The 14027-nt window shown below is 53.3% G+C and carries 13 protein-coding genes and 1 rRNA gene; 7 read left to right on the top strand and 7 right to left on the bottom strand.

Features of this window, described 5'->3' with window-relative positions; translation table 11 throughout:
- Window positions 1-165: 165 nt before the first annotated feature.
- The 3 genes from glnL (at window position 166) to USF70_RS19595 (ending at window position 2861) form a co-directional block, all read left to right on the top strand.
- On the top strand, window positions 166-1215 hold the full coding sequence (glnL, locus tag USF70_RS19605) for a nitrogen regulation protein NR(II) (RefSeq protein ID WP_008501857.1): 1050 nt from the start codon (window positions 166-168) through the stop codon (window positions 1213-1215).
- An 11-nt stretch (window positions 1216-1226) separates the two neighbouring features.
- Entirely contained in the window at window positions 1227-2639 is a 1413-nt protein-coding gene (gene glnG / locus USF70_RS19600; protein WP_023309765.1) for a nitrogen regulation protein NR(I), read from the top strand.
- A gap of 111 nt (window positions 2640-2750) precedes the next feature.
- Window positions 2751-2861 (top strand): YshB family small membrane protein, encoded by a 111-nt coding sequence (locus USF70_RS19595; RefSeq protein ID WP_023333898.1) that lies wholly within the window; start codon window positions 2751-2753, stop codon window positions 2859-2861.
- 72 nt (window positions 2862-2933) lie between these two features.
- Here USF70_RS19595 and hemN read toward each other — a convergent pair whose 3' ends face one another.
- A complete protein-coding gene (gene hemN, locus USF70_RS19590; protein WP_087822904.1) occupies window positions 2934-4307 on the bottom strand; it encodes an oxygen-independent coproporphyrinogen III oxidase in 1374 nt (457 codons plus the stop codon).
- Window positions 4308-4495: 188 nt separating this feature from the next.
- Window positions 4496-5011 (bottom strand): Der GTPase-activating protein YihI, encoded by a 516-nt coding sequence (gene yihI / locus USF70_RS19585; RefSeq protein ID WP_032644299.1) that lies wholly within the window; start codon window positions 5009-5011, stop codon window positions 4496-4498.
- Between the two features lie 577 nt (window positions 5012-5588).
- Here yihI and yihA point away from each other — a divergent pair.
- A complete protein-coding gene (gene yihA / locus USF70_RS19580; RefSeq protein WP_023309768.1) occupies window positions 5589-6218 on the top strand; it encodes a ribosome biogenesis GTP-binding protein YihA/YsxC in 630 nt (209 codons plus the stop codon).
- 310 nt (window positions 6219-6528) lie between these two features.
- Here yihA and polA read toward each other — a convergent pair whose 3' ends face one another.
- Entirely contained in the window at window positions 6529-9321 is a 2793-nt protein-coding gene (gene polA, locus USF70_RS19575; protein WP_167819602.1) for a DNA polymerase I, read from the bottom strand.
- A gap of 440 nt (window positions 9322-9761) precedes the next feature.
- Here polA and USF70_RS19570 point away from each other — a divergent pair, with 440 nt between their 5' ends.
- Window positions 9762-10670, top strand: coding sequence for an acyltransferase (locus USF70_RS19570; protein WP_167819603.1), 909 nt, complete (start codon window positions 9762-9764; stop codon window positions 10668-10670).
- Between the two features lie 23 nt (window positions 10671-10693).
- Here the strand turns inward: USF70_RS19570 and dsbA are convergent, their stop codons facing one another.
- From dsbA to USF70_RS19555, 3 genes are all read right to left on the bottom strand, one after another.
- On the bottom strand, window positions 10694-11317 hold the full coding sequence (gene dsbA, locus USF70_RS19565; protein WP_033146975.1) for a thiol:disulfide interchange protein DsbA: 624 nt from the start codon (window positions 11315-11317) through the stop codon (window positions 10694-10696).
- A gap of 27 nt (window positions 11318-11344) precedes the next feature.
- Window positions 11345-12331 (bottom strand): serine/threonine protein kinase, encoded by a 987-nt coding sequence (locus USF70_RS19560; RefSeq protein WP_320735935.1) that lies wholly within the window; start codon window positions 12329-12331, stop codon window positions 11345-11347.
- A gap of 75 nt (window positions 12332-12406) precedes the next feature.
- Window positions 12407-12676: a YihD family protein gene (locus USF70_RS19555; protein WP_008501866.1), complete on the bottom strand. Its 270-nt coding sequence runs from the start codon at window positions 12674-12676 to the stop codon at window positions 12407-12409.
- A gap of 68 nt (window positions 12677-12744) precedes the next feature.
- Here USF70_RS19555 and mobA point away from each other — a divergent pair, with 68 nt between their 5' ends.
- The gene (gene mobA, locus USF70_RS19550) at window positions 12745-13329 is read left to right on the top strand and encodes a molybdenum cofactor guanylyltransferase MobA (protein WP_047059138.1); all 585 of its coding nucleotides are present in this window, start codon (window positions 12745-12747) and stop codon (window positions 13327-13329) included.
- Window positions 13326-13829 carry a molybdopterin-guanine dinucleotide biosynthesis protein MobB gene (mobB, locus tag USF70_RS19545; protein WP_033146978.1) on the top strand — a complete coding sequence of 168 codons (504 nt, stop codon included), beginning with the start codon at window positions 13326-13328 and terminating at the stop codon, window positions 13827-13829. Before mobA ends, mobB begins: the two co-directional genes overlap by 4 nt.
- Before the next feature lie 98 nt (window positions 13830-13927).
- Here mobB and rrf read toward each other — a convergent pair.
- Window positions 13928-14027, bottom strand: a 5S ribosomal RNA gene (rrf, locus tag USF70_RS19540); the annotation flags it as partial.

The raw sequence follows: 14027 nt of genomic DNA, 5'->3' as shown, positions 1-14027 counted from the left end.
TTGTTTTACCCGGCGTGATAAGCGCCGGGGGTAGTTGCCGTGGAAACTTTTAGCCCATCTCCGGATGGGCTTTTTTCTCCACCAACAACCTGATCTCACGCGCTTTTTACGCCGAAAACGCTATACTGCACTAAATTAGTGCAAACGACTCCAGGAGACTGCTGAATGGCAACTGGCACGCTGCCCGATGCTGGGCAGATCCTCAATTCTTTGATTAACAGCATATTGCTGGTCGATGACGAGCTGGCCGTTCATTACGCCAACCCGGCCGCGCAGCAGCTGCTCGCCCAAAGCGCACGTAAACTGTTCGGCACCCCGCTTCCTGAACTCCTGAGCTATTTTTCACTGAATATTGGCCTGATGCAGGAAAGTTTGCAGGCCGGCCAGGGGTTTACCGATAACGAAGTGACGCTGGTGATCGACGGGCGCTCGCACATTCTGTCGCTAACGGCACAACGTCTTCCCGAAGGTCTGATCCTGCTGGAAATGGCGCCGATGGATAATCAGCGTCGACTGAGCCAGGAGCAGCTTCAGCACGCGCAGCAGATTGCCGCCCGTGACCTGGTGCGCGGTCTGGCGCATGAAATCAAAAACCCGCTGGGTGGATTACGCGGCGCGGCGCAGCTTCTGACCAAGGCGCTGCCCGATCCCGCGCTGGCGGAATATACCAACGTCATCATTGAGCAGGCGGATCGTCTGCGGAATCTGGTAGACCGTCTTCTCGGTCCGCAGCAGCCGGGAATGCACGTTACTGAAAGCATCCATAAAGTGGCTGAGCGGGTGGTGAAGCTCGTCTCAATGGAGCTGCCGGAGAACGTCACGCTGGTACGTGATTACGACCCAAGCCTGCCGGAACTGGCCCACGACCCGGACCAGATTGAGCAGGTCCTGTTGAATATTGTGCGTAATGCCCTGCAGGCGCTGGGGCCTGAAGGCGGTGAGATTATTTTACGCACCCGCACCGCCTTCCAGCTCACGTTACACGGCGTGCGCTACCGGCTGGCCGCCCGAATCGACGTTGAGGATAACGGGCCCGGCATTCCATCGCATTTGCAGGACACCCTGTTCTACCCGATGGTAAGCGGTCGCGAAGGCGGAACCGGCCTGGGCTTATCCATTGCCCGCAGTTTGATCGATCAACACTCCGGGAAAATTGAATTTACCAGTTGGCCGGGACATACCGAGTTTTCGGTTTTCCTGCCGATTAAAAAATAAAGGTGACGTTTATGCAACGAGGGATAGTCTGGGTAGTCGATGACGATAGCTCCATCCGTTGGGTGCTTGAACGCGCGCTCACTGGGGCAGGATTAAGCTGCACGACGTTTGAGAGCGGCAGCGAAGTGCTCGACGCACTCACCACCAAAACGCCAGATGTTTTGCTTTCGGATATCCGTATGCCGGGCATGGACGGGCTGGCGCTGTTAAAGCAGATCAAACAACGCCACCCTATGCTTCCGGTCATCATAATGACCGCGCACTCCGATCTGGATGCCGCAGTGAGCGCCTATCAGCAAGGGGCGTTTGATTACCTGCCCAAACCGTTTGATATCGACGAAGCGGTGGCGCTGGTTGAGCGCGCGATTAGCCATTATCAGGAGCAGCAACAGCCGCGCCACGCGCCCGATTTTGGGCCAACGACAGATATCATCGGTGAAGCGCCGGCGATGCAGGACGTGTTTCGCATTATCGGTCGTTTGTCCCGCTCGTCCATCAGCGTATTGATTAACGGTGAGTCGGGAACCGGTAAAGAGCTTGTGGCGCATGCATTGCACCGCCACAGCCCGCGGGCAAAAGCGCCGTTCATCGCCCTGAATATGGCGGCGATCCCGAAGGATTTGATTGAGTCCGAACTGTTCGGCCATGAAAAAGGGGCATTTACCGGCGCCAATACCATTCGCCAGGGGCGGTTCGAACAGGCTGACGGCGGCACGCTGTTCCTGGATGAGATCGGCGATATGCCGCTGGATGTCCAGACCCGCCTGCTGCGCGTGCTGGCCGACGGGCAGTTTTATCGCGTGGGCGGCTATGCGCCGGTGAAGGTGGACGTGCGCATTATCGCCGCGACCCACCAGAACCTGGAGCAACGCGTGCAGGAAGGAAAATTCCGTGAGGATTTATTCCACCGTCTGAACGTTATTCGCGTTCATCTGCCGCCGCTGCGTGAACGTCGGGAAGATATTCCCCGCCTGGCGCGTCATTTCCTGCAGGTAGCCGCCCGCGAGCTGGGCGTGGAAGCCAAGCAGCTTCACCCGGAAACCGATGCCGCTCTGACGCGTCTGGCGTGGCCGGGCAACGTGCGTCAGCTGGAAAACACCTGCCGCTGGTTAACCGTGATGGCCGCCGGGCAGGAAGTGCTGATTCAGGATTTACCGGCCGAGCTGTTTGAAGCGACCGCGCCTGAAAGCAGTACCGGGCACGCGCTGCCGGACAGCTGGGCGACGCTGCTGGCGCAGTGGGCCGACCGCGCGCTGCGTTCCGGTCATCAAAACCTGCTGTCTGAAGCTCAGCCGGAGATGGAGCGTACGCTGTTAACTACCGCGCTTCGTCATACGCAGGGCCATAAGCAGGAAGCCGCTCGCCTGCTGGGATGGGGACGTAATACCCTGACGCGCAAGCTTAAAGAGCTGGGAATGGAGTGATCGTACGCCGCTGTGTAAAGGTTATTCATTGAGCGCAAATTGCCGTTATTTTGCGCTTTACTGTTCCGATGAGTTTTGTATGATCGTGCCCGGAAATTGGGGGTGAACATCATGCTGGAAACAATCGTGAATATGCTCTCTAGCGGAGCCGCTGAAAGCCACACGCCACAGACAGCCGTTGCGGCTATGTTGTGTGCGGCGCTGGTGGGGCTGTTTAGCTAGCGAGTTGAACGTAAAAGCCGGGTGGCGGCTTCGCCTTACCCGGCCTACGTTTTGTGCATTTTGCAATGCGCCTTAAATCACCCGCGAGAACTGCTGTAGTCGCGCTTTCTGACGTAGATACGCGTCAAAGCACATGCAGATATTACGGATCAAAAGACGCCCTTTCGGCGTGACCTCAATTGCGTTCTCCGACACATCCACCAGCCCGTCTTTCGCCAGCGGTGCAATCAGCTTCAGGTCTTCCGCAAAATAATCGCTGAAGTGCAGATCCCACTGCGACTCAACGTCGCTGAAATCGAGACGGAAGTTGCAGATTAGCGCCTTAATCACATCGCGTCGGATGCAGTCGTCGCGCGTTAACGCAATGCCGCGCCACAGCGCGTTGCCCGTTTCATCAACCTGCTGGTAGTAAAGCTTCAGCTCTTTCTGGTTCTGCGCGTAACAGTCGCCAATCATGCTGATAGCGGAGACGCCCATCCCCAGCAAATCGGTATCGCCCTGGGTTGTGTAGCCCTGGAAGTTGCGGTGCAGAACGCCTTCACGCTGCGCAATCGCCAGCTCGTCATCCGGACGGGCAAAGTGATCCATCCCGATAAACTGATAGCCGGTTTCGGTCAGCGAGGTAATGGTTTCCTGCAGGATATCCAGCTTCTGCTGGGCAGAAGGAAGATCGGCATCTTTGATTTTGCGCTGAGCGGCAAAGAGCGTCGGCAGATGCGCATAGTTAAAGACGCTCAGGCGGTCCGGGTTGAGTTCGGCCACGCGCTTCAGGGTGAAGGCGAAGCTTTCCGGCGTCTGCTTTGGCAGGCCGTAAATCAGGTCAATATTGGTCGAGGTGAAACCAATCTCACGCGCGTGATTGAGTAAAGCAAAGATAAATTCTTCGTCCTGCTCGCGGTTCACCAGGCGCTGAACCTCTTTATTGAAATCCTGCACGCCCATGCTCAGACGATTGAAGCCTTCGGCGCGTAAGTGATCCAGTACATCCAGCTCAATTTCACGCGGATCGACTTCGATCGAGATTTCAGCGTCGGCGTTAAAACTGAAATTGCCGCGCAGCAGGGTCATCAGGCGGCTGATTTGCGCTTTATTCAGATAGGTTGGCGTACCGCCGCCCCAGTGCAGCTGGCTGACTTGACGGCCAGCAAACAGCGGCGCGCGATGCACAATTTCTTGTTCGAGCGCATCAAGATATTGGTCGGCTTTGTGCTGCTGACGGGTAACGATTTTATTGCAGCCGCAGAAGTAGCAGAGCTTGTGGCAGAACGGAATATGGACGTAGAGCGACAGCGGACGCTCAGGATAGCGCGCGACAGCCTGCTGGAAATCAGCCTCGCCGAAGGCATCGGAGAACTCCAGCGCGGTGGGGTATGACGTATAACGCGGCCCGGAATAGTTATATTTCTGGATTAGGGCCAAATCCCAGTCGATAGTTGGTGCTGACATGCTCACTCCTTCCGTTGGTGTCGCGTTCGTATACGGCGGCCCGTTCTGGCCCCATCGCGGGCCATCATTCGGGTGCGCAGCCACTTCTGTCGCCGCGACAACCGCCGTAGTTTAACGAATAACCACACCAGATAACATATAACCGGAAGGGTTATAAGCAGGACTATCGTGCCTGCCGGGTGCAAATGTTAGTTTCCACCCTTCAGAAGACGCATCATATCTTCCTGCTTCTCGTCTTCTTCTTCATCTTCGTCATCGTCGTATGACAGGCCCAGCTTCTGCATCAGTTCATCGATACGATCCAGTTTGGCATCCACCCATGACTGCTCTTCAGCGGTCAGGGTTTCACCCTCTTCAAGACGTTCCAGCAGCGCGTCCAGGCGCTCATCGTTCTCCAGCAAATCCAGCTCAGCCTGCGGTGAAAGCATAGGTTTCTCGCTCTTTGGTTTGTGCTGCTTAGTGACCGGGGTGTCTGTCACGCCCAGTGGAATGGGAGTTTTACTGCCGATACGAGGGTCTTTCTGCTGTTTGCCTTTTGCAGAAGCACCCGCTGCACCACCACCGTTGGCACGGCTACCCGCAGCATGACCGCGATGTTTTTTGTCGCGTTTGCGATCGCGCGCTTCCTGGTTCAGTTCTTCGCGCGTTTTGCGGCGTGCTTTTGCGGGGCGTTTCGCGCCCGCAGCGGAGGTTGGTTTTTTCATGATGTTTTATCTTTAAGTCGTTTTCTTCAGTATAGAATTGCGGCGAAATCTAGCAGAAAGCAAGCAAAGAAAAAAGGCGACAGAGCAATCTGTCGCCTTTTTTCCTGACTCACAACCCTTAGCGGGTCAGACTTTCCGTGTTTGCCAACAACAAACCCTGTTTATCCCTTGGCTAATACCGTCCGTGATACGGTTCCATTTCCTTTTAAAACGCCTCCAGGCGTTGGTCATCCTGACAATCCTGCGTCTTCGCCTCCTGGCGCTCCTGACCCTAATCCTTAAGTCGATTTCCTGTTGGCTTCCTCGCCCTGACGCACACTTTACCTTGTTCCGTTAAACTAACAAGCAACGAAACGGTACAAAAAGGATTTTTCAGACAATTACCCGGAAATAAGCTTATGATTTAAAACAGTTTGTCTTTTTTGACGCCTGCGAATTCTCTGAAATCTCCCATAGCATCACTGGCCGCTCTCTCACACCGGTTGGGGCATTCGCCTACAGCTCATAGCAATCAGAAAAGCCTTTTGGCTGCATTCGGGTATAATCCCCTTCAGATTACGATTTTGGAGACGACCACGTGACTACCTGGAACTACCAACAGACGCATTTTGTCACCAGTGCGCCCGATATTCGCCACCTTCCTTCTGATACCGGTATTGAAGTGGCATTTGCTGGCCGCTCCAATGCGGGGAAATCCAGCGCCCTGAATACGCTGACCAATCAGAAGAGCCTGGCGCGTACCTCAAAAACACCTGGCCGTACCCAGCTGATCAACCTGTTTGAAGTCGCAGAGGGCAAACGCCTGGTCGACTTACCGGGCTACGGTTACGCGCAGGTACCGGAAGAGATGAAAATCAAGTGGCAGCGTGCGCTGGGTGAATACCTGGAAAAACGCCTGTGCCTGAAAGGTCTGGTGGTGCTGATGGATATTCGCCATCCCCTGAAAGATCTGGATCAGCAGATGATCGACTGGGCTGTAGCAAGCGATATCGCCGTGCTGGTGCTGCTGACGAAAGCCGATAAGCTGGCGAGCGGCGCGCGTAAAGCGCAGGTGAATATGGTTCGCGAAGCGGTGCTGGCGTTCAACGGTGATGTGCAGGTTGAGCCGTTTTCCTCGCTGAAAAAGCAGGGCGTGGACAAGCTGCGTCAGAAGCTCGATACCTGGTTTAGCGAGCTGGAACCCGCGACGGAAGCGGAAGAAGAGTAATACCGAGCGCGGCGATAGCCGCGTTTTTTTGCCTGAATTTTTCTTTGCCGCAATAAAAAACGCCCCAGTCATTACTGACTGGGGCGGCTAAAATATTCAGCCAAATCCGATTACGTGAAGTAAAAGGTCTGAAAGATAGAACATCTTACCTCTGTACCCTACGCCGACAACTCTACCCCTTTTTGTGCTGCAGAAAAAGCACTTTTTGTAGTTTTTTTTCATTCTTTACATAGGGAATTCTAATGATTGTCACAAAACGCGCGTTGTTATGTTGCAAACTTACATAAAAAGCGCGTTATGCGAAGAACCGTTAGTGAGCCTGATCCCAGTTTTCGCCACTTCCCACTTCCACCAGCAACGGTACGTCAAGCGTCATGCTGCTTTCCATCAGTTCGTGGATCTTCTTCGACACGGCGTCGAGGTCGTCTTTGTGCACTTCAAATACCAGTTCATCGTGTACCTGCATGATCATTTTCACGCGAGGCTTCTCTTTTTCAAGCCAGGCATCAACGGCGATCATTGCACGCTTAATAATGTCCGCCGCAGTACCCTGCATCGGGGCGTTGATCGCCGCACGCTCTGCGCCAGCGCGACGCGCCGCGTTGCTGGATTTGATGTCCGGTAGGTAGAGACGGCGGCCATCCAGGGTTTCGACGTAACCTTTTTCCTTCGCCTGCGCGCGGGTGCGTTCCATGTATTCCAGCACGCCCGGATAACGCTCGAAGTAGAGATCCATATACTTCTGCGACTCTTTGCGCGGAATATTGAGCTGGCGCGAAAGACCAAATGCACTCATGCCGTAAATCAGACCGAAGTTGATCGCCTTAGCACTGCGGCGCTGTTCGTTGGTCACGCTGTCCAGCGGCAAGCCGAAGACTTCCGCCGCGGTTGCCCGGTGGATATCCTTCCCTTCGGCAAACGCGGTCAGCAGGCCTTTGTCGCGGGACAGATGCGCCATAATGCGCAGCTCAATTTGCGAGTAGTCAGCAGAGACAATCAGATAATCCTCTGGTGCGATGAAAGCCTGGCGAATACGGCGGCCTTCTTCGTTACGTACCGGGATGTTCTGCAGGTTGGGATCGGTTGATGAGAGACGACCGGTCGCCGCGACAGCCTGATGGTACGACGTGTGCACACGACCCGTTTTCGGGTTGATCATCAGCGGGAGCTTGTCGGTGTAGGTAGACTTCAGCTTCGCGAGGCCACGGTACTGAAGAATCACTTTTGGCAGCGGGTAATCCAGCGCCAGCTCTTCCAGCACCTCTTCAGAGGTTGACGGCGCGCCGCCAGGAGTTTTCTTCAGCGGCTTGATGCCCTGCTTTTCAAACAGAATGGTTTGCAGCTGCTTCGGCGAAGAGAGGTTAAACGGCTCGCCTGCAAGCTCATGCGCTTTTTGCTCGAGCTCGGTCAGACGCTGCGCCAGCTCCCCGGAGTGGTTATGCAGCACCGTTGGGTCGATTTTCACGCCGTTGCGTTCAATGCGGGACAGCACGGGCACCAGCGGCATCTCGATATGCTGGAACACGTTCAGCGGACCTTCATGCTTCTGCAGTTTTGGCCACATCTTCAGGTGCAGCTGTAGCGTGACATCTGCGTCTTCCGCCGCGTAGCGCCCCGCTTCTTCCAGAGCAATCTGGTTAAAGGTGAGCTGATTTTTCCCTTTACCGGCAATCTCTTCAAAGGTGATCGTTTTGTGCTTGAGCCAGCGGTCAGATAAGGAATCCATATCATGGCGGCCCGCGACGCTGTCCAGAATGTAGGATTCAAGCATGGTGTCGAAGGCAATCCCGCGCAGTTCAATGCCGTAGTTTTGCAGAATGCCGCGGTCGTACTTGAGGTTTTGTCCAACCTTGAGCGCCTTTTCGTCTTCCAGGATCGGCTTCAGCAGCTCAAGCACGCGTTCACGGGAGATCTGCTCCGGCGCATCCAGGTAATCGTGCGCCACAGGGACGTAGGCGGCAATACCAGGCTCTGTCGCAAATGACAGACCAATCATATTGGCAGAGATGTTATCGAGGCTGTCGGTTTCGGTATCAAAGGCAAAGACGGGCGCCTTTTTCAGTTTCTCGATCCAGGCGATTAGCTGTGACTCTTCAAGAATGGTTTCGTAGTTGTCGAAGGAAAGCGCCACGGCTTCTTCTTCCGCCTGCTCTTCTGCGTCAACGACGATCGTCTCCTTCGGCTTTGCAGCAGGTTTGGCCCCTTTCGCCTGCAGCCATTTACCGGCTTCCACGTCAGCCGTCCAGCGCTTGAATTCGTATTTCTTAAACAGGCTCAGCAGATCGTCAGCGGAAGGCTGTTGCACTTCAAGCTGCTCACAGCCCAGCTCCAGTTCGACATCGGTTTTGATTGTGGCCAGCTTATAGGAGAGATAAGCCACCTCTTTGTTCTCTTCCAGTTTTCCGGCCATGGTTTTTGCGCCACGGAAGGAGAGCCCGGCGATTTTGTCTGGCTCCGCGTAGAGCGTATCCAGACCACCCAGCCCCTGGAGCAGCGCCTGCGCGGTTTTTTCACCGACGCCAGGGACACCCGGGATGTTATCCGAGGAGTCGCCCATCAACGCGAGGAAGTCGATAATCAGCTCAGGCGGCACGCCGTACTTTGCGACAACTTCTTCAGGCCCCAGAATGGTGTTGGTCATGGTGTTAATCAGGGTGATACCTGGCGTCACCAGCTGCGCCATATCTTTATCACCGGTGCTGATCAGCACAGGACGACCCATCTTTTCTGCTTCACGCGCCAGCGTGCCGATGACGTCATCGGCTTCAACGCCTGAGACGGCCAGCAGCGGCAGCCCCATCGCTTTTACCATGGTGTGCAGCGGCTCAATCTGCGCGCGCAGATCGTCAGGCATTGGCGGACGGTGAGATTTGTAATGTTCAAACAGCTCGTCGCGGAAAGTTTTACCTTTCGCATCAAAGACCACAGCCGCATGGGTTGGCTGATACTGAAGGATCAGGCTGCGCAGCATGTTCAGCACGCCGTACATTGCGCCGGTGGGTTCCCCTGCGCTATTGGTCAGAGGAGGAAACGCATGATATGCCCGATACAGGTAAGAAGAGCCATCGACGAGAATAAGAGGGTTTTCTGGGATCTGAACCATAATGTCCGTGCCTTTAATCAATTTATGGGTAAAGGATGCCACAGAAGGATGAAAACATCAGGTATTAGCGCCAGATACAGGAAAAGATTTTGCGATCGTGAGGATCGCTCGCAAAAATCAAACTGTGGATAAGTTTGTGTATATTTTCACTTCATCTGAATAACAGACGTAAAAAATACATATGCGTTAATTTTTAGATGTTAATTATCATGCTGTTATAGCATTAGATCTTATCTATATGGTCAACTGATGGCAATTTAGTCTATGTGGATATAAGCCTTGTTAAGCGCGCAATCACAGAGAAATCGTCTGCGACAGAGTAAAAGCGGCCAAATCATCACGTCAAAGCGCCATTAATTTGTCTGTTTTCTGGTAAAATCAGCGCCCGGCGTTGCATAGCCGACCGCTCACTTACAGCTAACTACCTGAAAAAGCTCATCATGCCGAGATTGCTCGCAGCAATAACATTACTGTTAAGCATCATTTTAACTATCCTTGTGACTGTCGCCTGCTCTGTGCCGATCATTATCGCCGGGATCGTTAAACTGCTGCTGCCTGTTCCCATGGTGTGGCGAGCCGTGTCCGCATTTTGTAACTTCATGATGTACTGCTGGTGCGAAGGACTGGCGATCCTGCTGTGCCTGAACCCACATCTGAAGTGGGATATCAAAGGGCTGGAGAGTCTTAACAAGAAGAACTGGTATCTGCTGATCTGCAATCACCACAGCTGGGCGGACATCGTGGTGTTATGCGTACTTTTTCGCAAACACATCCCGATGAACAAATACTTTCTGAAACAGCAGCTCGCCTGGGTGCCTTTTATCGGGCTGGCCTGTTGGGCACTTGATATGCCGTTTATGAAACGCTATTCGCGCAGCTATTTGATTCGTCATCCCGAGCGTCGCGGCAAAGATGTAGAGACCACACGCCGTTCCTGCGAAAAGTTTCGCGCGCATCCTACGACCATCGTGAACTTTGTTGAAGGCTCCCGGTTTACGAAAGAGAAGCATCAACAAACCCGCTCTCCTTACCAGCACTTGCTGCCGCCAAAGGCTGCGGGTATTGCGATGGCGCTTAACGTGCTGGGATCACAGTTCGATAAGCTCCTGAACGTCACGCTCTGCTATCCGGAAAACGATAAGACGCCGTTCTACGATATGCTCAGCGGCAAACTGACGCGCATTGTTGTGCGTGTCGATCTGGTTCCGATAGATGCCGGGCTGCACGGTGATTACGTTAACGATAAGAATTTCAAGCGTCGTTTCCAGCAGTGGCTTAATACGCTCTGGAAAGAGAAAGACGAACAGATAGACAATATCAAATCTTCATACAAAAACGCCGGTCAGTGACCGGCGTTTTTACATCCGCGAAATTACTTCTTCTCAACCAGGTATTTCACGGTATCAGCATACTGCTGTACGAAGATATCCATGCTGCTGGTGTCCATGCCCTGCATGTTCAGCTGGTATTTGCCGTTAACAAACATCGCCGGAACGCCCTGAAGCTGGAGGTCAGCAGCCGCTTTTTCCTGCTGAGCAACCAGAGATTTCACCACAAAGCTGTTCCATGCTGCGTCATACTCTTCCCCTTTCACGCCGGCATCAACGAACACTTTACGGATATCCGCAGTGGTCTGAACGGTCTGGGTTTTCTGTACGGCTTCAAACATTGGCGCAGTAATCTTATCTTCCACGCCCAGTGCCATCGCAACCGCCCACGCCTGGGTCAGGTCTTTACCCAATGGGCCCAGGAACTCGACGTGGTACTTGGTCATTTTGGTGCCTTCTGGCAGCTTTTTCTTCACGTTGTCAGAAACATGCAGAACCTGCTCGAACTGATAGCAGTGTGGGCAATAGAACGAGAAGAACTCCAGAACCTGTGGCTCGCCAGCGACCGGTTTGTCCAGCGTGATGAACTGTTTGCCGTCGGTAAACTGCGCAGCAGAAGCGCTAAATGCCAGAATCATACCTGCCAGCGCCAGCCAAATTTTTTTCATGATTAACTCTCTCCTGGGTGTGTCCAATTAATACATCGGCGTTAATTGCAGAGGGGGTTCCTGAAGAACCTTGACCTGCTTAGTAAATGTAGATATCTGGCTACGCCAGTAATCCTCTCCGGTAAGCCACGGGAAATTCCGGGGAAATGCGGGATCGTCCCAACGCCTGATTAACCATGCGAGATAATAAACAAAACGCATCGCACGTAAAGGCTCAATCAGGGCAATTTCGTCTGAATTAAACGGGCTAAATTCTTCATAAGCTTCAATAATGGTTTCAAGCTGCATGCGTTGCTCGGCTTTGTCGCCATTGAGCAACATCCACAGGTCCTGAACCGCTGGCCCCATACGCGCATCATCGAGATCGACAAAAAGCGGGCCATCACGCCAGAGGATATTTCCGGCATGACAATCGCCATGCAGGCGCAGGACAGAAATATCGTCGCGCCAGCAGGTTTTAACAGCAGCAATGAGCTTATCGGTGGCGTTGAGGAAATCATCCTTTAACGCAGTGGGGATCATGGCAGACGTTTCGAATATTCCGCGTGGCTCAAGAAGGTATTCCTGAATTCCGATAGTCGGGCGGGCAATAAAGGCTTTTTTGCGTCCCGTCTGGTGTATGCGCCCAAGATAGCGGGCAACCCACTCCATCTGATCGATATTATCCGCTTCAAACTGGCGGCCACCCAGGCTCGGGAATACAGCGTAGTAAAACCCTTCGTGCGTGAGGAGCGTTTGGTTATTGAATTTTAGCGGCGCGGCAACGGGAACATCGTCATCCAGCAGATCGTGAGCAAACTGATGCTCTTCCTGAATTTGTTCTGCGGACCAGCGTTCAGGACGATAGAATTTTACGACGAAGCGCTGACGATCCTCATCCTGAAACTGATAGACGCGGTTTTCATAGCTGTTTAACGGTGTTAGCCCGGAATCCACCCGAATACCCTGTTCAAACAGGGCATCCATAATGGTGTCCGGGTGTAATGTCTGGAAAGTAAAAGCCTGGTCGTTCATCCGATCATCCGGAAATTATACGAATGATTCAGGATATCATCTTGTGGCGATTTCGGTGCCGCCGCTTACAAGCTTTTACTCTTTAATTACGCCTCGGGCGCGCAGTAATGCGGTCTTAAAATCTTCCTCATAATCTTTCTGAATACCAGGAATAACAGCATCTTTGGCAGAGTCACGCATTTTAAGGTGATAGATCAGGATGTCGTCAGAAAGGTCTGCCAGATCGCCGTCAAAACCTGACTCTTTCGCCAGTTTCTGTAAAAATTGCATCAGATTTAGCTCTGGCTCTTTTTGCCAGGCGGGCTGGAGGAGTTCAATAACTTCATTCAGACGTTTACATTTCATGGTGGTGCTCCTTTCATTTAGAGTGACACGTTAGCAGGGTCAATCCCACAATAAAAGAGGCGATATTCGTGAATCTTAGCCAGGAAATCATTGGGGTCGTTCTGGCAGGTGGCAGGGCGACGCGAATGGGGGGAAAAGATAAGGGGCTTCAACGCCTGAACGGCAAACCCTTATGGCAATGTGTCGCTGATACGCTCGCAGGCCAGGTGTCGACAATGGTCATCAGTGCTAACCGGCATATCGACACTTACCAGCTCAGCGGGTATGCCGTTTATCAGGATATCCTTGAGGATTACCCGGGACCGCTGGCCGGCATGCTTTCGGTCATGCAACAGTCTCACGGAGAGTGGTTCATCTTCTGTCCCTGCGATACCCCGTTTATTCCGTCCTGTCTTGTCGAACGTTTGTTGCTGATTCGGGGTACGGCTCCTGTGGTTTGGGTACATGACGGCGAGCGTGATCATCCTGCTATCGCATTGATGCACCGATCCCTGGTGCCAGCCCTGCAGTCCTATCTGGCTGCGGGAGAGCGCAGGGTGATGGCTTTTATGCGCGAGTCTGGTGGTCATCCCGTTGATTTTAGCGATTTAAAATCAGCTTTTGTGAATGTGAATACGCCTGACGATTTGCAGATGATGCAGGAGAAAAGATGATACCTGTTGTCGCCATTTCTGCCTGGAGTGGGACCGGAAAAACCACGCTGCTGAAAAAGCTCATTCCTGCGCTTTGTGCCAGAGGTATCCGTCCAGGATTGATTAAACATACCCACCATAATATGGATGTCGATAAACCGGGCAAAGATAGCTATGCGTTGCGTAAAGCGGGTGCAGCGCAAACGATGGTGGCAAGTACTCAACGCTGGGCGCTGATGACAGAAACGCCGGATGAGGCACCGCTGGATCTCGCTTATCTGGTCAGCCGGATGGATCACGCCACGCTGGATCTGGTGCTGGTTGAGGGATTTAAGCATGAGGCCGTGCCTAAGATCCTGCTGTTCAGAAGCGATGCCGGGCATGATTTCAGCGAGTTAACGCTGGATGAGCATGTGATTGCGGTGGCCAGTGATGTTGTATTGCCGCTTGAAGTTCCGATGCTGGATTTAAATGATGTGGATGGGATTGCGGAGTTTATTGTGGAGTGGAGTGCGATCTGACTTGCCGGGTGGCAGCTTTGCCTTATCCGGCCTACAAATTTCTGAATGCTTAAACGCAAAAAGGCCATCCTTGCGGATGGCCTCTTCACTTATTTGATGCCTGGCAGTTCCCTACTCTCACATGGGGAGACCCCACACTACCATCGGCGCTACGGCGTTTCACTTCTGAGTTCGGCATGGGGTCAGGTGGGACCACCG

The organism is Enterobacter sp. 237C8, from assembly GCF_034106865.1.
GTDB lineage: Bacteria > Pseudomonadota > Gammaproteobacteria > Enterobacterales > Enterobacteriaceae > Enterobacter > Enterobacter asburiae_B.
This window is presented reverse-complemented; position numbering and strand designations above follow the sequence as displayed.

Excerpts from the sequence above, each read along its gene's own strand:
- glnL (WP_008501857.1), top strand. The coding sequence starts at position 166 with ATGGCAACTGGCACGCTGCCCGATGCTGGGCAGATCCTCAATTCTTTG.
- glnG (WP_023309765.1), top strand. The coding sequence starts at position 1,227 with ATGCAACGAGGGATAGTCTGGGTAGTCGATGACGATAGCTCCATCCGT.
- USF70_RS19595 (WP_023333898.1), top strand. The coding sequence starts at position 2,751 with ATGCTGGAAACAATCGTGAATATGCTCTCTAGCGGAGCCGCTGAAAGC.
- hemN (WP_087822904.1), bottom strand. The coding sequence starts at position 4,307 with ATGTCAGCACCAACTATCGACTGGGATTTGGCCCTAATCCAGAAATAT.
- yihI (WP_032644299.1), bottom strand. The coding sequence starts at position 5,011 with ATGAAAAAACCAACCTCCGCTGCGGGCGCGAAACGCCCCGCAAAAGCA.
- polA (WP_167819602.1), bottom strand. The coding sequence starts at position 9,321 with ATGGTTCAGATCCCAGAAAACCCTCTTATTCTCGTCGATGGCTCTTCT.
- USF70_RS19570 (WP_167819603.1), top strand. The coding sequence starts at position 9,762 with ATGCCGAGATTGCTCGCAGCAATAACATTACTGTTAAGCATCATTTTA.
- dsbA (WP_033146975.1), bottom strand. The coding sequence starts at position 11,317 with ATGAAAAAAATTTGGCTGGCGCTGGCAGGTATGATTCTGGCATTTAGC.
- USF70_RS19560 (WP_320735935.1), bottom strand. The coding sequence starts at position 12,331 with ATGAACGACCAGGCTTTTACTTTCCAGACATTACACCCGGACACCATT.
- USF70_RS19555 (WP_008501866.1), bottom strand. The coding sequence starts at position 12,676 with ATGAAATGTAAACGTCTGAATGAAGTTATTGAACTCCTCCAGCCCGCC.
- mobB (WP_033146978.1), top strand. The coding sequence starts at position 13,326 with ATGATACCTGTTGTCGCCATTTCTGCCTGGAGTGGGACCGGAAAAACC.